The sequence below is a fragment of the Serratia sp. 506_PEND genome (assembly GCF_001076875.1).
GTDB classification, from domain to species: domain Bacteria; phylum Pseudomonadota; class Gammaproteobacteria; order Enterobacterales; family Enterobacteriaceae; genus Serratia; species Serratia marcescens.
The window spans coordinates 1-26,643 of the sequence record NZ_JVEL01000560.1 but is presented as its reverse complement, the minus strand read 5'-3'; the positions used below and the strand labels follow the sequence as shown (position 1 = coordinate 26,643).

Below are 26,643 nucleotides of genomic sequence, written 5' to 3'. Positions count from 1 at the left end.
GGTACTATCGGCCACGTTGACCACGGTAAAACTACCCTGACTGCAGCGATCACTACCGTACTGGCTAAAACCTACGGCGGTTCTGCACGTGCTTTCGACCAGATCGATAACGCGCCAGAAGAAAAAGCTCGTGGTATCACCATCAACACCTCTCACGTTGAGTATGACACCCCGACTCGCCACTACGCGCACGTTGACTGCCCAGGGCACGCCGACTACGTGAAAAACATGATCACCGGTGCTGCTCAGATGGACGGCGCGATCCTGGTAGTAGCTGCGACTGACGGCCCAATGCCTCAGACTCGTGAGCACATCCTGCTGGGTCGTCAGGTTGGCGTTCCTTTCATCATCGTATTCATGAACAAATGCGACATGGTTGATGATGAAGAGCTGCTGGAACTGGTAGAAATGGAAGTTCGCGAACTGCTGTCCGCTTACGACTTCCCTGGCGACGACCTGCCGGTAATCCGCGGTTCCGCGCTGAAAGCGCTGGAAGGCGAAGCTGAGTGGGAAGCGAAAATCATCGAACTGGCCGAAGCCCTGGACAGCTACATCCCAGAGCCAGAGCGTGCTATCGACAAGCCGTTCCTGCTGCCAATCGAAGACGTATTCTCCATCTCCGGTCGTGGTACCGTTGTTACCGGTCGTGTTGAGCGCGGTATCATCAAAGTTGGCGAAGAAGTTGAAATCGTTGGTATCAAAGACACCGTTAAGTCTACCTGTACTGGCGTTGAAATGTTCCGCAAACTGCTGGACGAAGGCCGTGCTGGTGAGAACGTAGGTGTTCTGCTGCGTGGTATCAAACGTGAAGAAATCGAACGTGGTCAGGTACTGGCTAAGCCAGGCTCCATCAAGCCGCACACCCAGTTCGAATCTGAAGTGTACATCCTGAGCAAAGATGAAGGTGGTCGTCACACGCCATTCTTCAAAGGCTACCGTCCACAGTTCTACTTCCGTACCACTGACGTGACCGGTACCATCGAACTGCCAGAAGGCGTAGAGATGGTAATGCCAGGCGACAACGTGAACATGGTTGTAACCCTGATTCACCCAATCGCGATGGACGACGGTCTGCGTTTCGCAATCCGTGAAGGCGGCCGTACTGTAGGCGCTGGTGTTGTTGCTAAAGTTATCGCTTAATCGCGAATAATTTTTCGACACAAAAAAGGGCACTTAGGTGCCCTTTTTTTATGCAATTTGTACAAATCTTAATTGAAATAAAAACCATTCCTATTTAGACTCAATGCATTGGTTAAGAAGTGAGTCTCTCTATGTATGTATGTCTGTGTAATGCGGTGACTGACAAAGCGATCCGTAATGCGGTGCGTCAGCACAATCCCCATACCATGAAGCAACTGCGTGAACTTGTGCCGATTGGTACCGATTGTGGAAAGTGCATTCGTCAGGCAAGACAGATTATGGTGGAGGAACGCGGAACTATCATCCCAATGCATGAAGTTGCCTAACAAAGGGTAAGGTTATTTTTGACTCTTGGCTTACAGGTTCTACACTTTTAGAACTGGCCAGGAGGAGTTACCTATGAAAGGCGATAAAAAGATCATTGCTCACCTCAACAAACTGCTCGGCAACGAGCTGGTTGCCATCAATCAATATTTCCTGCACGCCCGCATGTTCAAGAATTGGGGTTTAATGCGCCTCAACGATAAGGAATATCACGAGTCGATCGACGAAATGAAACATGCCGATCGCTACATTGAACGCATCCTGTTCCTGGAAGGAATACCTAATCTGCAAGACCTCGGCAAGTTGAACATCGGCGAAGACATTGAAGAGATGCTGCGTTCCGATCTGGCGCTGGAATTGGCGGGCGCCAAGAACCTGCGCGAGGGTATCGCCTACGCCGACTCGATTCACGATTATGTCAGCCGTGATTTGATGATCGACATTCTGGCCGATGAAGAAGAGCATATCGACTGGCTGGAAACCGAGCTGGATCTGATCGCTCGCCTCGGCATTCAAAACTATGCCCAGGCCCAGATTTTAGAGCGCAAAGAGTAAGCCTGCCTTCCGTTCGTCATCGCCTCTCCTGCCGGCGACCGTTTTTACGGTGGGGCAGGGGAGCTGCCCGCCAAGCATAATTCATACCTTGATCGCCGCCTTCATCCCGTGACCGTCGCTGAAAGCGCAAAAATGACGATTTCCTGAGCATATTTCCAACTGCGGCTTGCTTCCTGGGCCATTTTGCGTATAATGCGCGGGCTTACCTAATCTTGGTAAGCCTGATTTTAGCGAATCAGTCGATTGGCAGGCCTTTTTTGCCTTTCGAACAATACTCCCGATATGGGGGTTATATGTTGACGATTACACTCCCCCATCAATCGAAATGGGTGTGAGGAGTAATTATTTACGTTTATAAATAATTGGAGCTCTGGTCTCATGCAGAACCAAAGAATCCGTATCCGCCTGAAAGCGTTTGATCATCGTCTGATCGATCAATCAACCGCGGAAATCGTCGAGACTGCAAAGCGCACTGGTGCGCAAGTCCGTGGTCCGATCCCGCTGCCAACTCGCAAAGAGCGCTTTACCGTTCTGATCTCTCCGCACGTCAACAAAGACGCGCGCGATCAGTACGAGATTCGCACTCACAAGCGTCTGGTTGACATCGTTGAGCCAACCGAGAAAACCGTTGATGCTCTGATGCGTCTGGATCTGGCTGCCGGTGTAGACGTGCAGATCAGCCTGGGTTAATCAGGTCATTGAGCGATTGAGAGGTTGAAACAATGATTGGTTTAGTCGGTAAAAAAGTGGGTATGACCCGTATCTTCACTGAAGATGGCGTTTCTATCCCAGTAACCGTAATTGAAATTGAAGCGAACCGCGTGACTCAGGTTAAAAGCCTGGACACCGACGGTTACCGTGCCGTTCAGGTTACCACTGGTAGCAAAAAAGCTAACCGTGTAACCAAGCCGGAAGCGGGCCATTTCGCTAAAGCTGGCGTTGAAGCTGGCCGTGGTCTGTGGGAATTCCGCCTGGAAGAAGGTCAAGAATTCGCTGCAGGTCAGGAAATTAGCGTAGAAATCTTCGCTGACGTTAAAAAAGTCGATGTTACCGGTACTTCTAAAGGTAAAGGTTTTGCTGGCACTGTTAAGCGCTGGAACTTCCGTACCCAAGACGCTACCCACGGTAACTCCTTGTCTCACCGCGTTCCGGGTTCTATCGGTCAGAACCAGACTCCGGGCAAAGTGTTCAAAGGCAAGAAAATGGCTGGCCACCTGGGTGATGAGCGCGTAACCGTTCAAAGCCTGGACGTAGTACGTGTTGACGCTGAGCGCAACCTGCTGCTGGTTAAGGGTGCTGTACCGGGCGCAACCGGTGGCAACCTGATCGTTAAACCAGCTGTGAAGGCGTAAGGGGATAGCAATGGAATTAGTATTGAAAGACGCGCAAAGCGCGCTGACTGTTTCCGAAACTACCTTCGGTCGTGATTTCAACGAAGCGCTGGTACACCAGGTTGTTGTTGCTTATGCAGCAGGTGCCCGTCAAGGTACTCGTGCTCAGAAGACCCGTGCTGAAGTAACTGGTTCCGGCAAAAAGCCATGGCGTCAGAAAGGCACCGGCCGTGCGCGTTCAGGTTCTGTAAAGAGCCCGATCTGGCGTTCAGGCGGCGTGACCTTTGCTGCTAAGCCACAGGACCACAGTCAGAAAGTAAACAAAAAGATGTACCGCGGCGCGCTGAAAAGCATCCTGTCCGAACTGGTACGTCAAGATCGTCTGATCGTTGTCGAGAAGTTCTCTGTAGAAGCGCCTAAAACTAAGCTGCTGGCACAGAAACTGAAAGATATGGCTCTGGAAGACGTGCTGATCGTGACCGGTGAACTGGATGAGAATCTGTTCCTGGCAGCTCGCAACCTGTACAAGGTTGACGTGCGCGATGTAGCAGGTATCGATCCGGTTAGCCTGATCGCCTTCGACAAAGTGGTTATGACTGCTGATGCTGTGAAGCAAGTTGAGGAGATGCTGGCATGATCCGTGAAGAACGTTTGCTGAAAGTGCTGCGTGCACCGCACGTATCTGAAAAAGCATCCGCTGCGATGGAAAAAAGCAACACCATCGTTCTCAAAGTTGCCAAAGACGCGACCAAAGCAGAAATCAAAGCTGCAGTGCAGAAACTGTTTGAAGTCGAAGTCGAAGACGTGAACACCCTGGTAGTTAAAGGGAAAGTGAAGCGTCACGGTCAGCGTGTTGGTCGTCGTAGCGACTGGAAAAAAGCTTACGTCACCCTGAAAGAAGGCCAGAATCTGGACTTCATCGGCGGCGCAGAGTAAGTCGGAGGAGTAAGAACAATGGCAATTGTTAAATGTAAACCTACATCTCCGGGTCGTCGCCACGTTGTTAAAGTGGTTAACCCTGAGCTGCACAAGGGTAAACCTTATGCCCCGCTGCTGGAAAAACTGAGCAAAAGCGGTGGTCGTAACAACAATGGCCGTATCACCACCCGTCATATCGGTGGTGGCCACAAGCAACATTATCGTCTGGTTGACTTCAAGCGCAACAAAGACGGTATCCCTGCTGTGGTTGAGCGTCTGGAGTACGATCCGAACCGTTCCGCGAACATCGCGCTGGTTCTGTACAAAGACGGCGAACGCCGTTACATCCTGGCGCCGAAAGGCCTGAAAGCTGGTGACCAGATTCAATCTGGCGTTGATGCTGCAATCAAAGCGGGTAACACCCTGCCGATGCGCAACATTCCAGTTGGTTCAACGGTTCACAACGTAGAAATGAAACCAGGTAAAGGCGGCCAGATGGCTCGCTCCGCTGGTGCCTACGTTCAGATCGTTGCTCGTGATGGTTCCTACGTAACTCTGCGTCTGCGCTCCGGCGAAATGCGTAAAGTTCCAGCTGATTGCCGCGCCACCCTGGGTGAAGTCGGTAACGCTGAACACATGCTTCGCGTTCTGGGTAAAGCAGGTGCTGCACGTTGGCGTGGTGTTCGTCCTACCGTTCGCGGTACGGCGATGAACCCGGTAGATCACCCGCACGGTGGTGGTGAAGGTCGTAACTTTGGTAAGCACCCGGTAACTCCGTGGGGCGTTCAGACCAAAGGTAAGAAGACCCGTAGCAACAAGCGTACTGATAAGTTCATCGTACGTCGCCGTAGCAAAAAATAATTAGAGGATAAGCCATGCCACGTTCTCTCAAGAAAGGTCCTTTTATTGACCTGCACTTGCTGAAGAAGGTAGAGAAAGCGGTGGAAAGCGGTGACAAGAAGCCTTTGCGCACTTGGTCCCGTCGTTCAACGATCTTTCCTAACATGATCGGTTTGACCATCGCTGTCCATAATGGTCGTCAGCACGTACCAGTGTTCGTTTCCGATGAAATGGTCGGTCACAAACTGGGTGAATTCGCGCCGACTCGTACTTATCGCGGCCATGCGGCTGATAAAAAAGCTAAAAAGCGCTAAGGTAGGAGGAAGAGATGGAAACTATCGCTAAACATCGCCACGCTCGTTCTTCTGCTCAGAAGGTTCGCCTTGTTGCTGACCTGATTCGCGGTAAGAAAGTGTCGCAAGCTCTGGAAACTCTGACCTACACCAACAAGAAAGCTGCTGGTCTGGTTAAGAAAGTGCTGGAGTCTGCCATTGCTAACGCAGAACACAACGATGGCGCTGACATCGATGATCTGAAAGTTACGAAAATCTTCGTAGACGAAGGCCCAAGCATGAAGCGCATTATGCCGCGTGCAAAAGGTCGTGCAGATCGCATCCTGAAGCGCACCAGCCACATTACTGTGGTTGTGTCCGATCGCTGAGACTCTGGAGACTAGCAATGGGTCAGAAAGTACATCCTAATGGTATTCGCCTGGGTATTGTCAAACCTTGGAACTCTACTTGGTATGCGAATACCAAAGAATTCGCTGACAACCTGGACAGCGACTTTAAAGTTCGTCAATTCCTGACTAAGGAACTGTCGAAAGCTTCCGTTTCTCGCATCGTTATCGAGCGTCCTGCGAAGAGCATCCGTGTGACCATTCACACTGCTCGCCCAGGCATCGTTATCGGCAAGAAAGGTGAAGACGTCGAAAAACTGCGCAAGGTCGTAGCGGACATCGCTGGCGTTCCTGCACAGATCAACATCGCCGAAGTCCGTAAACCGGAACTCGACGCTAAATTGGTTGCTGACAGCATCACTTCTCAGCTGGAACGTCGCGTTATGTTCCGTCGTGCTATGAAGCGTGCAGTACAGAACGCAATGCGTCTTGGCGCTAAAGGTATCAAAGTTGAAGTAAGCGGCCGTCTTGGCGGCGCCGAAATCGCACGTACCGAATGGTACCGCGAAGGTCGTGTTCCATTGCACACTCTGCGTGCGGACATCGACTACAACACATCTGAAGCGCACACCACTTATGGTGTAATCGGCGTTAAGGTATGGATCTTCAAAGGTGAGATCCTGGGTGGTATGGCTGCAGTTGAACAACCGGAACCGGCTGCTCAACCTAAAAAGCAGCAGCGTAAAGGCCGCAAGTAAGGAGAGTCGCTGATGTTACAACCAAAGCGTACAAAATTCCGTAAGGTGCACAAGGGCCGCAACCGTGGTCTGGCGCAAGGTACGGATGTTAGCTTCGGCACTTTCGGTCTGAAAGCTGTTGGCCGTGGCCGTCTGACTGCTCGTCAAATCGAAGCAGCTCGTCGTGCAATGACTCGTGCAGTTAAGCGTCAAGGCAAGATCTGGATCCGTGTATTCCCGGACAAACCGATCACCGAGAAGCCGCTGGAAGTGCGTATGGGTAAAGGTAAGGGTAACGTGGAGTATTGGGTTGCCCTGATCCAGCCTGGTAAGGTCCTGTACGAAATGGACGGCGTGCCAGAAGAGGTTGCCCGCGAGGCATTCAAACTGGCAGCAGCGAAACTGCCGATCAAAACCACCTTTGTAACTAAGACGGTGATGTAATGAAAGCACAAGAGCTGCGTGAAAAAAGCGTTGAAGAGCTGAATGCCGAGCTGCTCAACCTGCTGCGTGAGCAATTCAACTTGCGCATGCAGGCGGCCAGTGGCCAGCTGCAACAAACTCACCTGTTGAAACAAGTGCGTCGTGACGTCGCACGCGTTAAGACTTTACTGACTCAAAAGGCGGGTGTGTAAATGACTGAAGTTATCCGTACCCTGCAGGGTCGTGTTGTTAGCGATAAAATGGAGAAATCCATCGTTGTTGCTATCGAGCGTACTGTGAAGCACCCGATCTACGGGAAATTCATCAAACGTACGACCAAGCTGCACGTACATGACGAGAACAACGAATGTGGTACCGGCGACGTGGTGGAAATCCGCGAATGCCGCCCACTGTCCAAGACCAAGTCCTGGACGTTGGTTCGCGTTGTAGAGAAAGCGATTCTGTAATAGAGTAGCTGGCTCTCACTTAATAAACGGCTCAGAAAATGAGCCGTTTATTTTTTCTACCCATACCAAGTAAGCGGTGTTATAATGCTGCGCCCTCGGTTATGGGGCTTTTCAACGGCCTAATTTTTACTTGGGTCTTTAAAGTAGTAGTTGACATTAGCGGAGCACTAAAATGATCCAAGAACAGACTATGCTGAACGTCGCCGACAACTCCGGTGCACGTCGCGTAATGTGTATCAAGGTTCTAGGTGGCTCGCACCGTCGCTACGCAGGCGTCGGCGACATCATCAAAATTACCATCAAGGAAGCAATTCCTCGCGGTAAGGTGAAGAAAGGCGATGTTCTGAAGGCGGTAGTGGTGCGCACCAAGAAGGGTGTACGTCGCCCGGACGGTTCTGTCATTCGCTTCGATGGCAATGCATGCGTTATTTTGAACAATAACAGCGAGCAGCCAATCGGTACGCGTATTTTTGGGCCGGTAACTCGTGAACTGCGTAATGAGAAGTTCATGAAAATTATCTCTCTGGCACCAGAAGTACTCTAAGGAGCGAACATGGCAGCGAAGATCCGTCGTGATGACGAAGTTATCGTGATTACCGGGAAAGACAAAGGTAAGCGCGGTAAAGTAAAAAATGTCCTGTCTGCTGGCAAGGTCATTGTTGAAGGCATCAACCTGGTTAAGAAACACCAGAAGCCGGTTCCGGCTCTGAACCAACCAGGCGGCATTGTTGAAAAAGAAGCTGCAATTCAGGTTTCTAACATTGCTATCTTCAACGCGGCTACCGGCAAGGCTGACCGTGTAGGCTTTAGATTCGAAGACGGCAAAAAAGTCCGTTTCTTCAAGTCTAACAGCGAAACTATCAAGTAATTTGGAGTAATACGATGGCGAAACTGCATGATTACTACAAAGACGAGGTAGTCAAACAACTGATGTCTCAGTTTGATTACAACTCTGTCATGCAAGTCCCTCGGGTCGAGAAGATCACCCTGAACATGGGTGTTGGTGAAGCGATTGCTGACAAGAAACTGCTGGATAACGCCGCAGCGGACCTGGCAGCCATCTCCGGTCAAAAACCGTTGATCACCAAAGCCCGCAAATCTGTTGCAGGCTTCAAAATCCGTCAGGGCTATCCGATCGGCTGTAAAGTAACTCTGCGTGGCGAACGCATGTGGGAGTTCTTTGAGCGTCTGATCTCCATTGCTGTTCCACGTATCCGTGACTTCCGTGGCCTGTCCGCCAAGTCATTCGATGGCCGTGGCAACTACAGCATGGGCGTGCGTGAGCAAATCATCTTCCCAGAAATCGACTACGACAAAGTCGATCGCGTTCGTGGTTTGGATATTACCATTACCACTACTGCGAAATCTGATGATGAAGGCCGCGCGCTGCTGGCTGCTTTTAACTTCCCGTTCCGCAAGTAAGGCAGGGTTACTGATGGCTAAGCAATCAATGAAAGCACGCGAAGTCAAGCGCGTGAAATTAGCTGACAAGTTCTTTGCAAAACGCGCTGAACTGAAAGCTATTATCTCTGATGTGAACGCATCCGATGAAGATCGTTGGAATGCCGTTCTCAAGCTGCAAACTCTGCCGCGTGATTCCAGCCCGTCTCGTCAGCGTAAACGCTGCCGCCAAACTGGCCGTCCACATGGTTATGTGGGCAAATTCGGGTTGAGCCGTATTAAGCTTCGTGAAGCCGCTATGCGCGGTGAAGTACCAGGCTTGAAAAAGGCTAGCTGGTAATTACCAATTGAATCACGGGAGTAAAGACAGATGAGCATGCAAGATCCGATCGCGGATATGCTGACCCGTATCCGTAACGGTCAAGCCGCGAACAAAGTTGCGGTCACCATGCCTTCCTCCAAGCTGAAAGTGGCAATTGCCAACGTGCTGAAGGAAGAAGGTTTTATTGAAGATTTCAAAATCGAAGGCGACGCCAAGCCTGTTCTGGAACTGGTACTGAAGTACTTCCAGGGCAAAGCTGTGGTAGAAAGCATTCAACGTATCAGCCGTCCAGGTCTGCGCATCTACAAGAAAAAAGATGAGCTGCCAAAAGTTATGGCCGGTTTGGGTATCGCTGTTGTTTCTACCTCTAAAGGTGTTATGACCGATCGTGCAGCTCGCCAGGCTGGTCTGGGTGGCGAGATTATCTGCTACGTAGCTTAATTCGGGAGGAAAGAATGTCTCGTGTTGCAAAAGCACCCGTCGTCATTCCTGCCGGCGTAGAGGTAAAACTCAACGGTCAGGTTATTTCGATTAAGGGTAAAAACGGCGAGTTGACTCGTACTATCCACGACGCCGTTGAAGTGAAGCAAGAAGCTAACGCACTGACTTTCGCTCCGCGCGAAGGTTTTGCTAACGCATGGGCCCAAGCGGGTACCACGCGCGCTCTGCTGAACGCAATGGTTGTTGGTGTTACCGAAGGCTTCACCAAGAAGCTTCAACTGGTAGGTGTTGGTTATCGTGCTGCCGTTAAAGGCAACGTGGTGAATTTGGCCCTGGGCTTCTCTCACCCTATCGATCACCAGCTGCCGGCAGGTATCACTGCTGAATGCCCAAGCCAAACTGAAATCGTGCTGAAAGGCGCTGATAAGCAGGTAATTGGCCAGGTAGCAGCAGATCTGCGCGCTTACCGTCGTCCTGAGCCTTACAAAGGCAAGGGTGTTCGTTACGCCGACGAAGTCGTGCGTACCAAAGAGGCTAAGAAGAAGTAAGGTAACACTATGGATAAGAAATCTGCTCGTATCCGTCGTGCGACCCGCGCACGCCGCAAGCTCCAAGAGCTGGGTGCAACCCGCCTGGTGGTACATCGTACCCCGCGTCACATTTACGCACAGGTGATTGCTCCAAACGGTTCTGAAGTACTGGTAGCCGCTTCTACTTTAGAAAAAGCTATCGCGGAGCAACTGAAGTATTCCGGTAACAAAGACGCAGCAGCAGCCGTAGGTAAAGCTCTGGCTGAGCGCGCGTTGGAAAAAGGGATTGCGAAAGTATCCTTTGACCGTTCCGGTTTCCAATATCATGGTCGAGTCCAGGCACTGGCAGATGCTGCCCGTGAAGCTGGCCTTCAGTTCTAAGGAAGAGGTTTAAGATGGCTCACATCGAAAAACAAGCTGGCGAACTGCAGGAAAAGCTGATCGCGGTAAACCGCGTATCTAAAACCGTAAAAGGTGGCCGTATTTTCAGCTTTACCGCACTGACTGTAGTTGGTGATGGTAACGGTCGCGTTGGTTTTGGCTACGGCAAAGCACGCGAAGTTCCAGCAGCGATCCAGAAAGCGATGGAAAAAGCCCGTCGCAACATGATGAACGTCGCGCTGAACAGCGGCACCCTGCAGCACCCTGTTAAGGGCGCTCACACGGGTTCTCGCGTGTTCATGCAGCCTGCTCATGAAGGTACCGGTATCATCGCGGGCGGTGCAATGCGCGCCGTTCTCGAAGTTGCTGGGGTGCACAACGTATTGGCTAAAGCTTATGGTTCCACCAACCCGATCAACGTGGTTCGTGCAACTATCGACGCTCTGGCGAATATGAAGTCTCCTGAAATGGTCGCTGCTAAGCGTGGTAAATCCGTTGCCGACATTCTGGGGTAATTGACCATGGCTAAGACTATTAAAGTTACACAAACTCGCAGCTCAATTGGCCGTCTGCCGAAGCATAAAGCTACTCTGCTCGGTCTGGGTCTGCGTCGTATTGGTCACACCGTAGAGCGCGAGGATACTCCTGCTGTTCGCGGTATGGTCAACCTGGTTTCCTACATGGTTAAAGTTGAGGAGTAACAGATGCGTTTAAATACTCTGTCTCCGGCTGAAGGTGCCAAGCATGCGCCTAAGCGTGTAGGTCGTGGTATTGGTTCTGGCCTGGGTAAAACCGGCGGCCGTGGTCACAAAGGTCAGAAGTCTCGTTCTGGCGGTGGCGTACGTCGTGGTTTCGAAGGTGGTCAGATGCCTCTGTACCGTCGTCTGCCGAAATTCGGCTTCACTTCACGCAAAGCGATGATCACGGCAGAAGTTCGTCTGTCTGAACTGGCTCTGGTTGAAGGCGATGTTATCGACCTGAACGCGCTGAAAGCCGCTAACGTAGTTGGTGTCCAGATCGAATTCGCGAAAGTTGTACTTTCTGGCGAAGTCGCTCGTCCGGTAACCCTGCGTGGTCTGCGTGTCACCAAAGGCGCTCGTGCTGCTATCGAGGCTGCTGGCGGTAAAATTGAGGAATAAGTAGCAGATGGCTAAGCAACCAGGATTAGATTTTCAAAGTGCTAAAGGCGGGCTCGGCGAGCTGAAGCGCAGACTTTTGTTTGTCATCGGCGCGCTGATTGTCTTCCGCATCGGCTCTTTCATTCCGATTCCTGGTATCGATGCCACTGTGCTTGCCAAATTGCTTGAGCAGCAGAGAGGCACTATCATTGAAATGTTTAACATGTTCTCTGGTGGTGCCCTCAGCCGTGCTTCTATCTTTGCTCTGGGGATCATGCCGTATATCTCGGCGTCGATCATTATCCAGCTGCTGACGGTGGTTCATCCAGCGTTGGCGGAAATCAAGAAAGAAGGGGAGGCTGGCCGTCGCAAGATTAGCCAGTACACCCGCTACGGTACGCTGGTATTGGCCATATTCCAGTCGATCGGTATTGCTACCGGTCTGCCGAATATGCCTGGTATGCAGGGCCTGGTGTTAAACCCAGGCTTTGCATTCTACTTTACTGCGGTTGTGAGCCTGGTAACCGGGACAATGTTCCTGATGTGGCTGGGTGAGCAGATTACTGAGCGCGGTATCGGCAACGGTATCTCGATCATTATCTTCGCGGGTATTGTAGCGGGGCTCCCGCCGGCAGTGGCCCATACTATCGAGCAAGCGCGGCAAGGCGACCTGCACTTCCTCCTGCTGCTGTTGGTTGCAGTATTGGTGTTTGCAGTAACCTTCTTCGTTGTTTTCATCGAGCGTGGTCAACGTCGTATCGTCGTTAACTATGCGAAGCGTCAACAAGGTCGTCGTGTTTATGCAGCACAGAGTACACACTTACCGTTGAAAGTGAACATGGCGGGTGTTATCCCGGCGATTTTCGCTTCCAGCATTATTCTGTTCCCGGCCACGATTGCATCATGGTTTGGGGGCGGTACCGGTTGGAACTGGCTGACTACGATTTCGCTGTATTTGCAGCCAGGGCAACCGCTTTATGTGTTACTCTATGCGTCTGCAATCATCTTCTTCTGTTTCTTCTACACGGCGTTGGTCTTCAACCCGCGTGAGACAGCAGATAACCTGAAGAAGTCCGGTGCCTTCGTACCAGGAATTCGTCCGGGAGAGCAAACGGCGAAGTATATCGATAAAGTAATGACGCGTTTAACCCTGGTGGGCGCGATGTACATTACTTTCATCTGCCTGATCCCGGAGTTCATGCGTGATGCAATGAAAGTACCATTCTACTTTGGTGGTACCTCGCTACTGATCGTGGTTGTCGTCATCATGGACTTTATGGCTCAAGTGCAAACTCTGATGATGTCAAGTCAGTACGAGTCTGCATTGAAGAAAGCAAATCTGAAAGGCTATAACCGCTAGTCAGATTCGTTTGAGAAGTTACGGAGAGTAAAAATGAAAGTTCGTGCTTCCGTCAAGAAATTATGTCGTAACTGCAAAATCGTTAAGCGTAACGGTGTCGTTCGTGTGATTTGCAGCGCCGAGCCGAAGCATAAACAGCGTCAAGGCTGATTATCTCGCATATTTTTCTTGCAAAGTTGGGTTGAGCTGGCTAGATTAGCCAGCCAATCTTTTGTATGTCGCACTGCAACATTATTTGAGTATCCTGAAAACGGGCTTTTCAGAATGGTGTTGCTGTATAAAATAGTAGGAGTGCATAGTGGCCCGTATAGCAGGCATTAACATTCCTGATCATAAACATACCGTTATCGCCTTAACGTCGATCTTCGGTATCGGTAAAACCCGTTCACAGGCTATCTGTGCATCCACGGGTATTGCTGAAAATGTTAAGATCAGTGAGCTGTCTGAAGAGCAAATCGAAAAGCTTCGTGATGCAGTTGCCAAATACACCGTTGAGGGTGATTTGCGTCGTGAAATTACCCTGAGCATCAAGCGTCTTATGGACCTTGGTTGCTATCGTGGTTTGCGTCATCGTCGTGGTCTGCCGGTACGCGGTCAGCGCACCAAGACCAACGCTCGTACCCGTAAGGGTCCGCGCAAGCCGATCAAGAAATAATCGGGGTTATTGAATAATGGCAAAGGCACCTGTTCGTACACGTAAGCGTGTAAGAAAGCAAGTCTCTGACGGCGTGGCTCATATCCATGCTTCTTTCAACAACACCATCGTTACCATCACTGATCGTCAGGGTAATGCTTTGGGTTGGGCAACAGCCGGTGGTTCCGGTTTCCGTGGTTCTCGTAAGTCCACTCCGTTCGCAGCACAGGTTGCAGCAGAACGTTGTGCTGACGCAGTGAAAGAATACGGTATCAAGAACCTGGAAGTTATGGTTAAAGGACCTGGTCCTGGTCGTGAGTCTACTATCCGCGCTCTGAACGCGGCTGGTTTCCGCATCACTAACATTACTGATGTGACTCCGATCCCTCATAACGGTTGTCGTCCGCCGAAAAAGCGCCGCGTGTAACGCAGCTTTTAGGATTGTTGGAGAAAGAAAATGGCAAGATATTTGGGTCCTAAGCTCAAGCTGAGCCGTCGTGAGGGCACAGACCTGTTCCTTAAGTCTGGCGTTCGCGCGATCGATTCCAAGTGTAAAATTGAACAAGCACCTGGTCAGCACGGTGCGCGTAAACCGCGTCTGTCTGATTACGGTGTTCAGTTGCGTGAGAAGCAGAAAGTTCGTCGTATGTACGGCATTCTGGAGCGTCAATTCCGCAACTATTACAAAGAAGCAACCCGCCTGAAGGGCAACACCGGTGAGAACCTGTTGCAGCTGCTGGAAGGTCGTCTGGACAACGTTGTTTACCGTATGGGCTTCGGCGCTACTCGTGCAGAGTCACGTCAGCTGGTTAGCCACAAAGCAGTTATGGTAAACGGTCGCGTTGTTAACATCGCTTCTTATCAGGTATCTCCGAATGACGTAGTCAGCATCCGCGAGAAAGCTAAAAAGCAGTCTCGTGTTAAAGCTTCTCTGGAGCTGGCTGAGCAGCGTGAAAAGCCGACTTGGCTGGAAGTTGATGCTGCTAAGATGGAAGGCGTGTTCAAGCGTATGCCTGAACGTACCGATCTGTCTGCGGACATTAACGAACACCTGATCGTCGAGCTTTACTCCAAGTAAAGCTTAGTACCAAAGAGAGGACACAATGCAGGGTTCTGTGACAGAGTTTCTAAAACCGCGCCTGGTAGATATCGAGCAAGTCAGTTCGACGCACGCCAAGGTGACCCTTGAGCCTTTAGAGCGTGGCTTTGGCCATACTCTTGGCAACGCACTGCGCCGTATTCTGCTTTCATCTATGCCGGGTTGCGCGGTGACCGAGGTTGAGATTGATGGTGTACTGCATGAGTACAGCACCAAAGAAGGCGTACAGGAAGATATCCTGGAGATCCTGCTCAACCTGAAAGGGCTGGCGGTGAGAGTTCAAGGCAAAGACGAAGTTATTCTTACCCTGAATAAATCTGGCATTGGCCCTGTGACCGCTGCCGACATCACCCATGATGGTGATGTCGAAATCGTCAAGCCTCAGCACGTGATTTGCCACCTGACTGATGAGAACGCGGCTATCAGCATGCGTATCAAAGTTCAGCGCGGTCGCGGTTATGTGCCGGCTTCTGCCCGAATTCATTCGGAAGAAGATGAGCGCCCAATCGGTCGTCTGTTGGTTGACGCCTGCTACAGCCCTGTAGAGCGTATCGCCTACAATGTTGAAGCTGCGCGTGTAGAACAGCGTACTGACTTGGATAAGCTGGTCATCGAAATGGAGACCAATGGCACGATCGATCCTGAAGAGGCGATCCGCCGTGCGGCCACCATTCTGGCTGAACAACTTGAAGCTTTCGTTGACCTGCGTGATGTGCGTCAGCCGGAAGTTAAAGAAGAGAAACCGGAATTCGATCCGATCTTGCTGCGCCCTGTTGACGATCTGGAATTGACTGTCCGCTCTGCTAACTGCCTCAAGGCAGAAGCTATCCACTACATCGGTGATCTGGTACAGCGTACCGAGGTTGAGTTGCTGAAAACGCCAAACCTGGGTAAAAAATCTCTTACCGAGATTAAAGACGTGCTGGCCTCACGTGGTCTGTCTCTGGGCATGCGCCTGGAAAACTGGCCGCCGGCAAGCATTGCTGACGAGTAACCGGATCACAGGTTAAGGTTTTACTGAGAAGGATAAGGTCATGCGCCATCGTAAGAGTGGTCGTCAACTGAACCGTAACAGCAGCCATCGCCAGGCTATGTTCCGTAACATGGCCGGCTCTTTGGTTCGTCATGAGATCATCAAGACGACCCTGCCAAAAGCAAAAGAGCTGCGTCGCGTTGTTGAGCCGCTGATTACTCTTGCCAAGACCGACAGCGTAGCTAATCGTCGTCTGGCATTCGCCCGTACTCGTGATAACGAGATCGTGGCAAAACTGTTTAACGAGCNGAGCCGTGCCGGTGGTTACACTCGCATTCTGAAGTGTGGCTTCCGCGCAGGCGACAACGCGCCGATGGCATACATCGAGCTGGTTGATCGTGCTGAGTCTCAAGCAGAAGTAGCAACTGCAGAGTAATCTGTAGACGCGTAAAAAAACCGGGCTTGCCCGGTTTTTTTACGTCCAAATCCCGCCAAATGTGCTCAATTTCCCCGCCGTGCTTAAGATCCTCGCCCCTATCCGTTATGCTAAGACTCATTCAATAGGCTCACTGAGACTGTCTGTTATGGGGTTGCTCGACCAATGGGCAGAACGTCATATCCTTGATGCCCAGGATAAAGGCGAGTTCGACAATCTGCCCGGCCAGGGCCAACCGCTGGCGCTGGACGATGACAGCGCGGTGCCTGCTGAGCTGCGCGCCGGTTACCGCCTGCTGAAAAATGCCGGTTACCTGCCGCCGGCGCTGGAAGATCGCAAAGAGGCGTTGACCGTTGCTCACTTACTGCAAGGGATCAATAGTGAGCATCCGGACTATGTCGATCTCAGCAAGCGCATGGCACTGCTGGAACATCGGTTGCGTCAGGCTGGGATGAGCACCGATTTCTTGCATGGCGAATATCAGCGCGCGCTGGACGGTAAATTCACTCGGGAGGAGAAGTAATGTTCAAGATAGGTCAGTTGGCCAAGCTTGCCGAAGTGACGCCGGATACCGTGCGTTACTATGAAAAGCAGGGCATGATGGATCACAATGTCCGCACAGAGGGCGGTTATCGACTCTACACCGAGCAGGATCTGCAGCGGCTGCGTTTTATTCGCTATGCCAAACAGTTGGGCTTTACTCTGGAAACGATCGCCGAACTGCTGTCGATCCGGGTTGATCCTGAACATCATACCTGCCAGGAGTCGAAGTCGATCGTCGATGCTCGCCTGAGCGAAGTGGAAAGCAAGTTGGCGGAGCTGACTCGCATGCGCGAATCGTTGAAACGCTTGAGCGACGCCTGCTGCGGCACTGCCCATACCAGCAACTATTGTTCTATTCTGGAAGCCTTGGAACAGGGTGCCAGCGATGATAAAGGCAAAAAAGGTTGCTGACGGCACTTTAATTTTTATATTGCCGGCAGTATTATCGGCTCGTTTTATTACCCTACCTTTTACAGGAGCATTATCATGACGAAATATCGTCACACCAAAGGTCAGATTCAAGATAACGCCATTGAGGCGCTGCTGCATGATCCGCTATTCCGTCAGCGGGTAGAAAAGAATGTGAAAGGCAAAGGCAGCTATCGGCGTAAAGAAAAACACAACAAAGGCGGTAACTGGGAGGCCAGTGGTAAACTATCAAGCGATAATTTACCACTGGCCTTCTGGTTTTAAGGCATTAAAAAAGCCACCTTCATCAGGTGGCTTTTTATTGGCATAACCAAACGCTGTCTTACAGTTTTGGCTGCTGTTGCTGGCTCAGCAAATCACGGATTTCCGTCAGCAGTTTCTCTTCTGCGGTAGGTGCCGGCGGCGCTGCGGGCGCTTCTTCCTGTTTGCGGCGCATTTTGTTCATCAATTTAATCGCCAGGAAGATGGCGAAGGCGACAATCACGAAGTCGAATACGGTTTGGATGAATGAACCGTAGTTCATTACCACCGCCGGTACGGCGCCCTGAGCTTCGCGTAACACCAGATGGAACTGTTTAAAGTCGACGCCACCGATCAGTAAGCCCAGTGGTGGCATGATGATATCAGCCACGAAGGACGAAACAATCTTGCCGAATGCGGCACCGATAATCACACCGACGGCCAGATCGACCACGTTGCCACGCATGGCAAATTCGCGAAACTCTTTCAACATACTCATAGAACGCACCCCTTGCAGAATTAATAACTCAAGTTTAACAAAGCAATTTCCCTTTGCCACAAAAGGAGAGAAGTTTTATCTCCTCCCAAGGCAGAGAACAACCACGCGATTATAGACCATAGCCAAATAAATTCGTTCTACAAGAAGAACGGGCTCGGTTGGAACAAGCGTTCAACGTCAGGCACGAATTTCTTGTCGGTAATAAACATGATGACGTGATCGCCCTGTTCGATTTTGCTGTTGCCGTTGGCAATGATCACGTCGTCGCCACGCACGATCGCACCGATGGTCGTCCCCGGTGGCAACTTGATATCTTCGACGATGCGGCCGACCACTTTGGATGTGCTTTCATCGCCGTGTGCAATCGCCTCGATCGCTTCCGCCACGCCGCGGCGCAGCGACGAAACGCTGACGATATCCGCTTTGCGCACGTGCCCCAACAGGGCGGAGATGGTCGCCTGCTGCGGCGAAATGGCGATATCAATCACGCTGCCCTGCACCAGGTCGACATAGGCGCGGCGCTGGATCAACACCATTACCTTCTTGGCGCCCATGCGTTTAGCCAGCATGGCGGACATGATGTTGGCCTCATCGTCGTTGGTGATGGCGATGAAAACATCCACCTGCTCGACGTGCTCTTCGGCCAGCAGTTCCTGATCGGAGGCATCGCCGTAGAACACGATGGTATCGTGCAGCTGCTCGGCGAGTTCGGCGGCGCGTTGCTGATTCCGCTCGATCAGTTTGACGTTGTAGTCTTTTTCCAGTTTGGCGGCCAGGCCGGCGCCGACGTTGCCGCCGCCGACGATCATGATGCGCTTATACGGTTTTTCCAGCCGCTGCAGTTCGCTCATCACCGCGCGGATGTGCTGTGAGGCGGCGACGAAGAATACTTCATCACCGGCTTCGATAATGGTCGAGCCTTGCGGACGGATCGGCCGATCCTGGCGGAAAATAGCGGCGACGCGGGTGTCGATATGCGGCATGTGCTCGCGCATTGAAGAGAGCGCATTGCCGACCAGCGGGCCGCCGTAATAGGCTTTAACCGCGGCGATGCTGACCTTGCCTTCGGCGAAGTTAACCACCTGCAGGGCGCCAGGGTATTCAATCAGCTTGTAGATATAGTCGATGACCAGCTGCTCCGGCGAAATCAGATGGTCGATTGGCACCGCTTCCGGCAGGAACAGTTTTTCCGACTCGCGGATATATTCCGGCGCGCGGATACGGGCGATACGGTTGGGGGTGTTAAACAGAGAATAGGCGATCTGGCAGGCGATCATGTTGGTTTCGTCGGAGTTGGTGACGGCGACCAGCATGTCGGCGTCTTCTGCGCCGGCTTCGCGCAGCACCCGAGGGTGGGAACCATGTCCCTGAACCACCCGCAAATCGAATTTATCCTGTAGTTGGCGCAAGCGGCCGGAATCGGTATCGACGACGGTGATATCGTTGTTTTCACCCACCAGGTTTTCCGCCAGCGTCCCGCCAACCTGACCGGCACCAAGAATAATTATTTTCATCGTGTTCTCTGCTTCACACTGAAAGACTTAGGGCGCGCACGCACGCCCTGAAGCATTACATTTTAATCAGCTTAGCGTAAAAGAAGCCATCGCCGTCCTCGGGATGCGGGATATTCTGTCGCCCTGGCCGCTGCGCATCGCCGGTTTCAACCAGCTTGGCATCGGTGTGGCGTTGCAAGAACGCGGCGATCTGGCTGCTGTTTTCATCCGGCAGGATAGAGCAGGTGGCGTAAACCATCACGCCGCCTGATTTTAGATGCGGCCAGACGGCTTCCAGAATTTCTTCCTGCAGTGCGGCGAGTTCGGCGATGTCGCGATCGCGGCGCAGCCATTTGATGTCGGGGTGACGGCGGATCACGCCGGTGGCGGAACAAGGCGCGTCCAGCAGGATACGATCGAACTGTTTGTCCCCGCACCACTGCTGCGGAGTGCGGCCATCGCCCAATTTAACCTCTGCGTGCAAACGCAGACGCTGCAGGTTCTCTTTGACTCGCGCCAGGCGCTGTTCGTCGATATCGACCGCCATGACGTGCGCTTTCGGCGCTGCTTCCAGAATATGCGTGGTTTTGCCGCCGGGTGCGGCGCACAGGTCGAGGATCTGTTCGCCGTCTTGCGGATCCAATAGATCGACACACCCCTGGGCTGAGGCATCTTGCACGGTGACCCAGCCTTCGGCGAACCCTGGCAGATCGGTCACGGCGCAAGGCGCCAGCAAACGCACCGCATCGGCATAGTCTGAATGAGTTTCCGCAGCGATGCCGGCGTCGCTCAGCAGCTGCAGATAAGCGTCACGGGTGTGATGCAGGCGGTTGACGCGCAGCCACATCGGCGGTTTCTGGTTATTGGCGTCGACGATCTGTTCCCAGTTGGCGGGATAAGCTTGTTGAATGCGTTTCAGCAACCAGCTCGGGTGCAGATAGCGGCTGTCATTGTTAGAGGCGCGCTGCAGCAGCTCTTCCTGCTGGCGCTGGAATTGCCGCAAGACGCCGTTAATCAGGCCTTTTAACTGCGGCCGTTTCAGCGCCACCGCGCCTTCCACGGTTTCCGCCAACACGGCGTGCGCCGGGATGCGGGTATACAGCAACTGATACAAGCCGACCATCAGCAAGTAGTGCAGCGTACGCTGCTTACCGGTCAGCGGCTTGGCCATCAATTGCTGAATGCACCATTCGAGCTGCGGCAGCACGCGCAACGTGCCGAAACACAGCTCCTGCAGCAATCCGCGATCTTTATCGCTGATGGAGGTTTGCAGCGCCGGCAGGACAGTGCTGAGCGACTGCCCCTGATCCAGCACCTGGCCGATGGCTTTGGCAGCGATGCTGCGGAGATTGTAATTATTTTTCATAGGCTGAAGCTGATAACGATCGGCATTAAGAAAATAACGGCCCGGCGATGAACGGCCGGGCAGTGGAGCGACTTACAGCCGGTTACCCGGGGTAAACCATTCACGACGTGAATTTAAAAGGTCTTGCGCCGACATCGGTTTCTTGCCGGCGGGCTGCAGTTGGATCAGGTTGAGGATACCGTCGGCAGTCGCCACCTGGATACCGTGCTTGTCGGCATGGACAACGGTGCCTGGCTCCGCGTTGGCGCTTTGCGCCAGTACGCTGGCCTGCCACACTTTCACCGGTTGATCGTCGATGGTGAAGTAGCTGACCGGCCAAGGGTTGAAGGCGCGGATGCAGCGCTCCAACTGGGCGGCGGACAGTGTCCAGTCCAGGCGGGCTTCTTCTTTGCTCAGTTTCTCGGCGTAGGTGACCAGCGCTTCGTCCTGAACTTCGCGGGTGGCGCTGCCGTCTGCCATTTGGCGCAGCGTAGTCAACATGCCCTGCGGGCCGAGCTGGGCCAGCTTGTCGTAGAGACTGGCGCTGGTATCGCTGCTCTCAATCGGGCAAGCAATCTTGTGCATCATGTCACCGGTATCGAGACCGACGTCCATCTGCATGATGGTCACGCCGGTTTCGCTGTCACCTGCCCAGAGCGAACGCTGGATCGGCGCCGCGCCGCGCCAGCGAGGCAGCAGCGAGCCATGTACGTTGATGCAACCGAGACGCGGCATATCCAGCACCGCCTGCGGCAGGATCAGCCCGTAGGCCACTACCACCATCACGTCGGCGTTGAGATCGGCCACCAGGCGCTGGTTCTCTTCGGGACGCAGCGATTTGGGCTGAAATACCGGCAGTTGGTGCTGCTCGGCCAGCACTTTGACCGGGCTTGGCGTCAGCTTGTTGCCGCGGCCCGCCGGGCGGTCGGGCTGGGTAAAAACGCCGACAATCTGGTGCTCAGATGACAACAGCGCGTCAAGATGACGCGCTGCGAAGTCTGGTGTTCCGGCGAAAATAATCCGTAAAGAGTCAGACACGTTGATTTCCTGATCGGTTAGGCGCGGGCTTGAAGCTTGGCCATTTTTTCCAGTTTCTGACGAATGCGCTGACGCTTGAGCGGCGACAGGTAATCGACGAACAGTTTGCCCATCAGGTGATCCATCTCGTGCTGGATGCAGATCGCCAACAGGTCGTCCGCTTCCAGCTCGAAAGGTTTGCCGTCGCGATCCAGCGCGCGGATCTTTACCTGCGCGGCGCGCGGCACTAACGCACGCTGCTCGGGAATGGAAAGACAGCCTTCCTCGATGCCGGTTTCACCGCTTTTTTCCAGCAGCTCCGGGTTGATCAACACCAGGCGCTGATCGCGATTCTCGGAGACGTCGATCACGATAATGCGCTGATGGATATCCACCTGAGTCGCAGCCAGGCCAATGCCTTCCTCTGCGTACATGGTTTCAAACATATCATCCACGATGCGCTGGATATCTGCATTGACTTCTTTTACCGGCGCTGCGACTTTGCGCAGACGCTCGTCTGGGAAATGTAATACCTGCAAGACTGACATATATCTTTAGATCTGTATCCGAGTAATGAACGAGGTTTAACCTCTATTCTAGACATTTCCCGACCTGATTGACAGCATTGTGCACCAATTGCTCAGATTGGTAATACCACCGTTTTTGCTGAGGGAACAGACGATGCGGCCGGAAGAGATCGCTTTACGGATGCGAGGGGTAACGGGGCTACAGACCGTCGTGGCCAGCCGGATCGTGCAGCAGCTATCGCAAATGGGTTGCGAGCCTCGCCGCGTGCTGCATGAGCTGGGATTGAACGAACGGCAGCAGACGCAGTTCAACCAGTTGGATCCCGGTTATCTGTCGGCCAGCCTGCGTTGGTTGGAGCTGCCGGCGCACCGTATGCTGAACTATGGGGCGGCCGGTTATCCCGAACGCCTGGCCCAGATCGACGATGCGCCGCTATTTTTGCTGATCGAGGGCGATCCTCAGGCGTTGTCGCACCCGCAGCTCGCCATGGTGGGCAGCCGGCAGTTCAGCCACTACGGCGAGCGCTGGGCTCACCATTTCGCCGAGGAATTGGCGCGTTGCGGCTTCACCATCACCAGCGGTCTGGCTATCGGCATCGACGGCATTTGCCATCGTGCGGCGCTGGCGGCCGGTGGCTGCACGATTGCGGTGTTGGGCAGCGGGCTGGGCAATATCTATCCGCGCCGGCACCGCCGGCTCGCGGAGCAGATAGTCGAGCAGGGCGGTGCGGTGATTTCAGATCATTTAGTCACCGACTTGCCTCTGGCCGACCATTTTCCTCGCCGTAACCGTATTATCAGCGGGCTCAGCCAGGGCGTTCTGGTCATAGAAGCCTCGTTGCGCAGCGGTACCTTGGTGACAGCTCGCTATGCGCTGGAGCAGGGGCGTGAGGTATTCGCCTTGCCGGGGCCGTTAGGGAACCCGATGAGTGAGGGTACGCATTGGTTAATCCAGCAGGGTGCGCATCTGGTCACCGGGCCGAAAGATATCGCCGAATTGCTGGGAAGCGGCCTCCAATGGTTGCCACTGAACGAAAATACAACTATTTGTGCGTCGCAGGCTGAAGTTGAATTGCCATTTGCCGATGTGTTGGCTAACGTAGGAGATGAGGTGACACCTGTTGACGTCGTCGCTGAACGTGCCGGCCAACCTGTGCCAGTGGTGGTAATCAAGTTACTCGAACTGGAGTTAGCAGGGTGGATCGCAGCTGTACCCGGCGGCTATGTCCGAATAAGGAGGGCAAGCCATGTTCGACGTACTCATGTACTTGTTTGAAACTTATATCCACAATGAACCAGAGATGCGCGTCGATCAGGATCAACTGACCGATGATCTCGCTCAGGCGGGGTTTCATCGGGATGATATCTACAACGCGTTGAATTGGCTTGAGAAGTTGGCTGACCTGCAAGAAGGTCAAAATGCCCCTTACTTTATGGATGCCGATCCGCTGGCAATGCGGATCTATACCGAAGAGGAAGGTGCGCGTTTGGACGCCGGCTGCCGTGGTTTTCTCCTGTTCCTGGAACAGATTCAGGTATTGAACCTCGAAACCCGTGAAATGGTTATCGACCGCGTTATGGCTTTGGATAATGCGGAATTCGATCTCGAAGATCTGAAATGGGTCGTGTTGATGGTGCTGTTTAATATCCCCGGATATGAAAGCGCCTATCAGCAAATGGAAGAACTGTTGTTTGAAGTGAACGAAGGTTATCTGCATTGAGCCGATAACGCGCATAGAAGACGTTATGACAAAAAACGCGATTTTTGCCGCCAGGCAAAATGAACCCTGTCCGGAATGCGGGGCCGAGCTGGTGATCCGTAGCGGTCGCCACGGCCCCTTCCTCGGCTGTTCCCAGTATCCTGAATGCCAATATATTCGCCCGCTGAAAGCGCAGGCCGATGGGCATATCGTCAAAGTGTTGGATGGGCAACCGTGCCCGAAGTGTCAGGCGACGTTGGTGCTGCGCCAGGGGCGCTATGGCATGTTTATCGGCTGCAGCGATTATCCGCAGTGCGATCACACTGAAGTGATCGATAAGCCTGATGAAACCGCCATTACCTGTCCACAGTGCGGCCAAGGCAAACTGTTGCAGCGCAAGTCGCGTTACGGCAAGGTTTTCCACTCCTGCGATCGTTACCCGGAATGCCAGTTCGCTCTCAACGTTAAACCCGTCGCCGGTGAATGCGCCTATTGCCATTATCCGCTGCTGATGGAAAAGCGCACGGCAAAAGGCCCCGTCCTGTGCTGTGCCAGCAAGCTGTGCGGAAAACCCGTTGCGACTACAGAATAATCACATCATGAATTCAGAATTAAGCCCGAACCTTTTATCTATCATCGATGCTTTGCATCAACAGCAGGTGATTGCCTATCCCACCGAAGCGGTATTCGGCCTGGGTTGCGATCCCGACAGCGAACAGGCGGTCAATGCGCTGCTGGCGTTGAAACAGCGGCCGTGGGAAAAGGGGCTGATTCTGATCGCCGCCGACTATGCGCAGCTTAAGCCTTATATTGACGACAGTACGCTCAGCGAACAGCAGCGCGCGACGATGTTCGCCAGCTGGCCTGGGCCGGTAACCTGGGTGTTGCCTGCTCGCCCGGAGACGCCGTGTTTGTTGACCGGGCGTTTCAGTTCACTGGCGGTGCGCGTCAGCGATCATCCGTTGGTGCAGTTGCTGTGCCGGCAGTACGGCAAGCCGCTGGTGTCGACCAGCGCCAATCTCAGTGGGCTGGAACCGTGCCGCAGCGCGGATGAGGTCACACGGCAATTTGGCGAGGCTTTCCCGGTATTGGCCGGCGAGGTGGGCGGCCGTCTTAATCCTTCCGAAATCAGAGATGCTCTGACCGGCGAACAGATCCGTCAGGGCTAGAGGAAATGGGCATGGAGAAGTTTGCGGTATTTGGCAACCCTATCGGCCACAGCAAGTCGCCGCGAATTCATGCGCTGTTCGCAGCCCAGACTGACATAGAGCATCCTTATGGAACAGTGCTGGCGCCGCTGGACGGTTTTGAAATCAGCCTGCAGGAATTTATCCGCGCCGGAGGGCAGGGGGCGAACGTCACGGTGCCTTTCAAGGAGCGAGCTTATTCGGCCGCTTCTGAGCTGAGCGAGCGTGCAGCGATGGCCGGGGCGGTCAATACCCTGAAGGTGTTGCCGAATGGTGGCCTATTGGGGGATAACACCGACGGCATCGGTTTGCTGACCGATCTGCAGCGTCAGCAATTGATCCGGCCGCAGGATCGCATTCTGCTGGTGGGCGCCGGCGGCGCGGCGCGCGGCGTGATCCTGCCGCTGCTGTCTTTCGGCTGCCGGCTCACGATCACCAACCGCACCTTCAGCCGGGCCCAAGAGTTGGCCGACGCTTTCCGGCATCTGGGGGAGATCTCGGCGGTGCCGATGGATCAATTGGGTCAACAAGCTTTTGATCTGGTGATCAATGCGACGGCGTCCGGCATCAGTGGAGAGATCCCGGCGTTGCCTACGGGCGTAGTCAACGCGCAAACCCGTTGCTATGACATGTTCTATCAGCAGGGCGTCACGCCGTTCCTAGCCTGGGCGCAGCAGCAAGGGGTAACGGAATATGCCGATGGGCTGGGCATGTTGGTGGGGCAGGCGGCGCATGCTTTCCTGCTTTGGCACGGAGTGATGCCAGAGATCGAACCGGTATTACGCCAGCTGCGCAGCGAACTGGCGGCATAAATCCCCTACCCCGTTCTCTTAATAGGGAACGGGGAGCCCGTCAGATGTCTTCCGACAGGTATTCATCTTTCCAGCGTACATAGTTGTTAGAAGAATAAAGCAATCCCTCCAACTCGGCGGCGGTCAAAGGCCGAACCTGGCGTGCTGGGCTACCCATATAAAGATAGCCGCTGGCCAGGCGTTTGCCCGGCGCTACCAAACTGCCGGCGCCAATCATCACATCGTCTTCTACGACTACGCCGTCCAACAGGATCGATCCCATACCGACCAGCACCCGGTTGCCGATGGCGCAGCCGTGCAGCATCGCTTTATGGCCAACGGTCACGTCTTCTCCAATAAGCAGGGGATAACCGTCGGGATTATGTTCGGAGCGATGAGTCACATGCAGCACGCTGCCGTCCTGAATATTGCTGCGCGCGCCGATCTTTACCGCATTGACGTCACCGCGAATGGCGACCAACGGCCAGATGCTGACGTCATCCGCCAGATCGACATCACCGATCACCACGCTGGAAGGATCGATCAAGACGCGTTGACCGAGTTTGGGTGTGTATTGAAGATAAGAACGTACTGCATCAGACATGGTGCTTGCCTCACGTCGGGATCATATTTACCGGCAATACTAGACCCTGGCGATGGAATTACAACCAGTCGCCGCGCAGGATCCTGCGGAAAATGGCCCTGATCGCACAAGATCCACCCGGAAGGGCTGAAAAGTGTGCAAACGGAAAGAAAAGATCAAAAAAGGGGTTGTGCAAAAAACTCGGATCCCTATAATGCGCCTCCATCGACACGGCGCAAG

General features: G+C 53.4%; 45 protein-coding genes. 39 read left to right on the top strand and 6 right to left on the bottom strand.

All coding sequences use genetic code 11. The features are described 5' to 3' along the window. The 34 genes from tuf to ADK28_RS24850 form a co-directional block, all read left to right on the top strand. On the top strand, positions 1-1,140 hold a 1,140-nt coding region (gene tuf, locus ADK28_RS24995; protein ID WP_048795941.1), incomplete at its 5' end, for an elongation factor Tu. 131 nt (positions 1,141-1,271) lie between these two features. Beyond that, positions 1,272-1,466: a bacterioferritin-associated ferredoxin gene (bfd, locus tag ADK28_RS30650; RefSeq protein ID WP_015379266.1), complete on the top strand. Its 195-nt coding sequence runs from the start codon at positions 1,272-1,274 to the stop codon at positions 1,464-1,466. 73 nt (positions 1,467-1,539) lie between these two features. Next, positions 1,540-2,019: a bacterioferritin gene (gene bfr / locus ADK28_RS24990; RefSeq protein ID WP_004929784.1), complete on the top strand. Its 480-nt coding sequence runs from the start codon at positions 1,540-1,542 to the stop codon at positions 2,017-2,019. A gap of 378 nt (positions 2,020-2,397) precedes the next feature. Beyond that, positions 2,398-2,709 (top strand): 30S ribosomal protein S10, encoded by a 312-nt coding sequence (rpsJ, locus tag ADK28_RS24985; RefSeq protein ID WP_001181005.1) that lies wholly within the window; start codon positions 2,398-2,400, stop codon positions 2,707-2,709. Positions 2,710-2,741: 32 nt separating this feature from the next. Then, entirely contained in the window at positions 2,742-3,371 is a 630-nt protein-coding gene (gene rplC / locus ADK28_RS24980) for a 50S ribosomal protein L3 (RefSeq protein ID WP_015379265.1), read from the top strand. A gap of 10 nt (positions 3,372-3,381) precedes the next feature. After that, on the top strand, positions 3,382-3,987 hold the full coding sequence (gene rplD / locus ADK28_RS24975) for a 50S ribosomal protein L4 (protein WP_004929779.1): 606 nt from the start codon (positions 3,382-3,384) through the stop codon (positions 3,985-3,987). Next, positions 3,984-4,286, top strand: a complete 303-nt coding sequence (gene rplW / locus ADK28_RS24970) for a 50S ribosomal protein L23 (protein ID WP_004951179.1) — start codon at positions 3,984-3,986, stop codon at positions 4,284-4,286. Before rplD ends, rplW begins: the two co-directional genes overlap by 4 nt. 18 nt (positions 4,287-4,304) lie before the next feature. Further along, complete coding sequence (gene rplB, locus ADK28_RS30645) at positions 4,305-5,129, top strand: 50S ribosomal protein L2 (protein ID WP_004929775.1); 825 nt, start codon at positions 4,305-4,307, stop codon at positions 5,127-5,129. A 14-nt stretch (positions 5,130-5,143) separates the two neighbouring features. Continuing rightward, a complete protein-coding gene (rpsS, locus tag ADK28_RS24960) occupies positions 5,144-5,422 on the top strand; it encodes a 30S ribosomal protein S19 (protein ID WP_004929772.1) in 279 nt (92 codons plus the stop codon). Positions 5,423-5,436: 14 nt separating this feature from the next. Then, positions 5,437-5,769, top strand: a complete 333-nt coding sequence (gene rplV / locus ADK28_RS24955; RefSeq protein WP_002223844.1) for a 50S ribosomal protein L22 — start codon at positions 5,437-5,439, stop codon at positions 5,767-5,769. A 17-nt stretch (positions 5,770-5,786) separates the two neighbouring features. Then, the gene (gene rpsC, locus ADK28_RS24950) at positions 5,787-6,485 is read left to right on the top strand and encodes a 30S ribosomal protein S3 (protein ID WP_004929766.1); all 699 of its coding nucleotides are present in this window, start codon (positions 5,787-5,789) and stop codon (positions 6,483-6,485) included. Positions 6,486-6,497: 12 nt separating this feature from the next. After that, positions 6,498-6,908 (top strand): 50S ribosomal protein L16, encoded by a 411-nt coding sequence (gene rplP, locus ADK28_RS24945; protein ID WP_004929764.1) that lies wholly within the window; start codon positions 6,498-6,500, stop codon positions 6,906-6,908. Then, entirely contained in the window at positions 6,908-7,099 is a 192-nt protein-coding gene (gene rpmC, locus ADK28_RS24940) for a 50S ribosomal protein L29 (protein WP_004929762.1), read from the top strand. Before rplP ends, rpmC begins: the two co-directional genes overlap by 1 nt. Further along, a complete protein-coding gene (gene rpsQ / locus ADK28_RS24935) occupies positions 7,100-7,354 on the top strand; it encodes a 30S ribosomal protein S17 (protein WP_004929760.1) in 255 nt (84 codons plus the stop codon). Positions 7,355-7,526: 172 nt separating this feature from the next. Next, the gene (gene rplN, locus ADK28_RS24930) at positions 7,527-7,898 is read left to right on the top strand and encodes a 50S ribosomal protein L14 (RefSeq protein WP_000613954.1); all 372 of its coding nucleotides are present in this window, start codon (positions 7,527-7,529) and stop codon (positions 7,896-7,898) included. 9 nt (positions 7,899-7,907) lie between these two features. Then, the gene (gene rplX / locus ADK28_RS24925) at positions 7,908-8,222 is read left to right on the top strand and encodes a 50S ribosomal protein L24 (protein WP_004929758.1); all 315 of its coding nucleotides are present in this window, start codon (positions 7,908-7,910) and stop codon (positions 8,220-8,222) included. A 14-nt stretch (positions 8,223-8,236) separates the two neighbouring features. Further along, a complete protein-coding gene (gene rplE / locus ADK28_RS24920) occupies positions 8,237-8,776 on the top strand; it encodes a 50S ribosomal protein L5 (RefSeq protein WP_004929756.1) in 540 nt (179 codons plus the stop codon). Positions 8,777-8,789: 13 nt separating this feature from the next. Further along, positions 8,790-9,095, top strand: coding sequence for a 30S ribosomal protein S14 (gene rpsN, locus ADK28_RS30640; protein WP_004929754.1), 306 nt, complete (start codon positions 8,790-8,792; stop codon positions 9,093-9,095). 30 nt (positions 9,096-9,125) lie between these two features. Then, positions 9,126-9,518: a 30S ribosomal protein S8 gene (rpsH, locus tag ADK28_RS24915; protein WP_004929753.1), complete on the top strand. Its 393-nt coding sequence runs from the start codon at positions 9,126-9,128 to the stop codon at positions 9,516-9,518. Positions 9,519-9,532: 14 nt separating this feature from the next. Continuing rightward, positions 9,533-10,066, top strand: coding sequence for a 50S ribosomal protein L6 (gene rplF / locus ADK28_RS24910; RefSeq protein WP_004929751.1), 534 nt, complete (start codon positions 9,533-9,535; stop codon positions 10,064-10,066). 9 nt (positions 10,067-10,075) lie between these two features. Further along, positions 10,076-10,429, top strand: coding sequence for a 50S ribosomal protein L18 (rplR, locus tag ADK28_RS24905; RefSeq protein ID WP_004929748.1), 354 nt, complete (start codon positions 10,076-10,078; stop codon positions 10,427-10,429). A 14-nt stretch (positions 10,430-10,443) separates the two neighbouring features. Then, entirely contained in the window at positions 10,444-10,944 is a 501-nt protein-coding gene (gene rpsE, locus ADK28_RS24900; protein ID WP_004929747.1) for a 30S ribosomal protein S5, read from the top strand. A gap of 6 nt (positions 10,945-10,950) precedes the next feature. Beyond that, positions 10,951-11,130, top strand: coding sequence for a 50S ribosomal protein L30 (gene rpmD, locus ADK28_RS30635; protein ID WP_048232028.1), 180 nt, complete (start codon positions 10,951-10,953; stop codon positions 11,128-11,130). A 3-nt stretch (positions 11,131-11,133) separates the two neighbouring features. Beyond that, on the top strand, positions 11,134-11,568 hold the full coding sequence (gene rplO / locus ADK28_RS24895) for a 50S ribosomal protein L15 (RefSeq protein WP_004929742.1): 435 nt from the start codon (positions 11,134-11,136) through the stop codon (positions 11,566-11,568). Between the two features lie 7 nt (positions 11,569-11,575). Further along, a complete protein-coding gene (gene secY / locus ADK28_RS24890) occupies positions 11,576-12,907 on the top strand; it encodes a preprotein translocase subunit SecY (protein WP_004929740.1) in 1,332 nt (443 codons plus the stop codon). A 33-nt stretch (positions 12,908-12,940) separates the two neighbouring features. Continuing rightward, positions 12,941-13,057 carry a 50S ribosomal protein L36 gene (gene rpmJ, locus ADK28_RS30630; RefSeq protein ID WP_002227352.1) on the top strand — a complete coding sequence of 39 codons (117 nt, stop codon included), beginning with the start codon at positions 12,941-12,943 and terminating at the stop codon, positions 13,055-13,057. 148 nt (positions 13,058-13,205) lie between these two features. Further along, complete coding sequence (gene rpsM / locus ADK28_RS24885) at positions 13,206-13,562, top strand: 30S ribosomal protein S13 (protein WP_004929734.1); 357 nt, start codon at positions 13,206-13,208, stop codon at positions 13,560-13,562. 16 nt (positions 13,563-13,578) lie between these two features. Next, positions 13,579-13,968 (top strand): 30S ribosomal protein S11, encoded by a 390-nt coding sequence (gene rpsK, locus ADK28_RS24880; protein WP_004929731.1) that lies wholly within the window; start codon positions 13,579-13,581, stop codon positions 13,966-13,968. A 30-nt stretch (positions 13,969-13,998) separates the two neighbouring features. Next, positions 13,999-14,619, top strand: coding sequence for a 30S ribosomal protein S4 (gene rpsD, locus ADK28_RS24875; RefSeq protein WP_004929729.1), 621 nt, complete (start codon positions 13,999-14,001; stop codon positions 14,617-14,619). A 25-nt stretch (positions 14,620-14,644) separates the two neighbouring features. Beyond that, a complete protein-coding gene (locus ADK28_RS24870) occupies positions 14,645-15,634 on the top strand; it encodes a DNA-directed RNA polymerase subunit alpha (RefSeq protein WP_002919219.1) in 990 nt (329 codons plus the stop codon). A 40-nt stretch (positions 15,635-15,674) separates the two neighbouring features. Then, positions 15,675-16,049, top strand: a complete 375-nt coding sequence (gene rplQ, locus ADK28_RS24865; protein ID WP_048796944.1) for a 50S ribosomal protein L17 — start codon at positions 15,675-15,677, stop codon at positions 16,047-16,049. Between the two features lie 148 nt (positions 16,050-16,197). Continuing rightward, the gene (locus ADK28_RS24860) at positions 16,198-16,572 is read left to right on the top strand and encodes a DUF1992 domain-containing protein (protein WP_033639241.1); all 375 of its coding nucleotides are present in this window, start codon (positions 16,198-16,200) and stop codon (positions 16,570-16,572) included. After that, positions 16,572-17,003 carry a Zn(2+)-responsive transcriptional regulator gene (gene zntR, locus ADK28_RS24855; protein WP_016930321.1) on the top strand — a complete coding sequence of 144 codons (432 nt, stop codon included), beginning with the start codon at positions 16,572-16,574 and terminating at the stop codon, positions 17,001-17,003. The genes ADK28_RS24860 and zntR overlap by 1 nt, the downstream gene beginning before the upstream one ends. A gap of 75 nt (positions 17,004-17,078) precedes the next feature. Next, positions 17,079-17,285, top strand: coding sequence for an alternative ribosome-rescue factor A (locus ADK28_RS24850; protein WP_033639242.1), 207 nt, complete (start codon positions 17,079-17,081; stop codon positions 17,283-17,285). 58 nt (positions 17,286-17,343) lie between these two features. Here the strand turns inward: ADK28_RS24850 and mscL are convergent, their stop codons facing one another. From mscL to def, 5 genes are all read right to left on the bottom strand, one after another. Further along, the gene (mscL, locus tag ADK28_RS24845) at positions 17,344-17,760 is read right to left on the bottom strand and encodes a large-conductance mechanosensitive channel protein MscL (RefSeq protein ID WP_025304493.1); all 417 of its coding nucleotides are present in this window, start codon (positions 17,758-17,760) and stop codon (positions 17,344-17,346) included. Between the two features lie 137 nt (positions 17,761-17,897). After that, the gene (trkA, locus tag ADK28_RS24840; RefSeq protein ID WP_004929716.1) at positions 17,898-19,274 is read right to left on the bottom strand and encodes a Trk system potassium transporter TrkA; all 1,377 of its coding nucleotides are present in this window, start codon (positions 19,272-19,274) and stop codon (positions 17,898-17,900) included. 55 nt (positions 19,275-19,329) lie between these two features. After that, positions 19,330-20,619 carry a 16S rRNA (cytosine(967)-C(5))-methyltransferase RsmB gene (rsmB, locus tag ADK28_RS24835; RefSeq protein WP_048796943.1) on the bottom strand — a complete coding sequence of 430 codons (1,290 nt, stop codon included), beginning with the start codon at positions 20,617-20,619 and terminating at the stop codon, positions 19,330-19,332. Positions 20,620-20,691: 72 nt separating this feature from the next. Then, positions 20,692-21,636, bottom strand: coding sequence for a methionyl-tRNA formyltransferase (gene fmt, locus ADK28_RS24830; RefSeq protein ID WP_028127621.1), 945 nt, complete (start codon positions 21,634-21,636; stop codon positions 20,692-20,694). 17 nt (positions 21,637-21,653) lie between these two features. After that, on the bottom strand, positions 21,654-22,163 hold the full coding sequence (gene def, locus ADK28_RS24825) for a peptide deformylase (protein WP_028127622.1): 510 nt from the start codon (positions 22,161-22,163) through the stop codon (positions 21,654-21,656). Between the two features lie 133 nt (positions 22,164-22,296). Between def and dprA the strand changes: the two genes are divergently transcribed. The 5 genes from dprA to aroE are packed head-to-tail and all read left to right on the top strand — an operon-like array spanning position 22,297 to position 25,841. Further along, a complete protein-coding gene (gene dprA / locus ADK28_RS24820) occupies positions 22,297-23,418 on the top strand; it encodes a DNA-protecting protein DprA (protein WP_048796942.1) in 1,122 nt (373 codons plus the stop codon). Continuing rightward, the gene (smg, locus tag ADK28_RS24815; RefSeq protein WP_025160381.1) at positions 23,390-23,863 is read left to right on the top strand and encodes a DUF494 family protein Smg; all 474 of its coding nucleotides are present in this window, start codon (positions 23,390-23,392) and stop codon (positions 23,861-23,863) included. The genes dprA and smg overlap by 29 nt, the downstream gene beginning before the upstream one ends. Positions 23,864-23,888: 25 nt before the next feature. Beyond that, positions 23,889-24,434 (top strand): DNA topoisomerase family protein, encoded by a 546-nt coding sequence (locus ADK28_RS24810; protein ID WP_025304489.1) that lies wholly within the window; start codon positions 23,889-23,891, stop codon positions 24,432-24,434. Between the two features lie 7 nt (positions 24,435-24,441). After that, positions 24,442-25,011 (top strand): L-threonylcarbamoyladenylate synthase type 1 TsaC, encoded by a 570-nt coding sequence (gene tsaC / locus ADK28_RS24805; protein WP_048796941.1) that lies wholly within the window; start codon positions 24,442-24,444, stop codon positions 25,009-25,011. Between the two features lie 11 nt (positions 25,012-25,022). Beyond that, complete coding sequence (aroE, locus tag ADK28_RS24800; protein ID WP_048796940.1) at positions 25,023-25,841, top strand: shikimate dehydrogenase; 819 nt, start codon at positions 25,023-25,025, stop codon at positions 25,839-25,841. Positions 25,842-25,881: 40 nt separating this feature from the next. On the opposite strand, the gene ADK28_RS24795 is transcribed toward aroE, so the two are convergent. After that, entirely contained in the window at positions 25,882-26,424 is a 543-nt protein-coding gene (locus ADK28_RS24795) for a gamma carbonic anhydrase family protein (protein WP_004929699.1), read from the bottom strand. Positions 26,425-26,643: the final 219 nt, after the last annotated feature.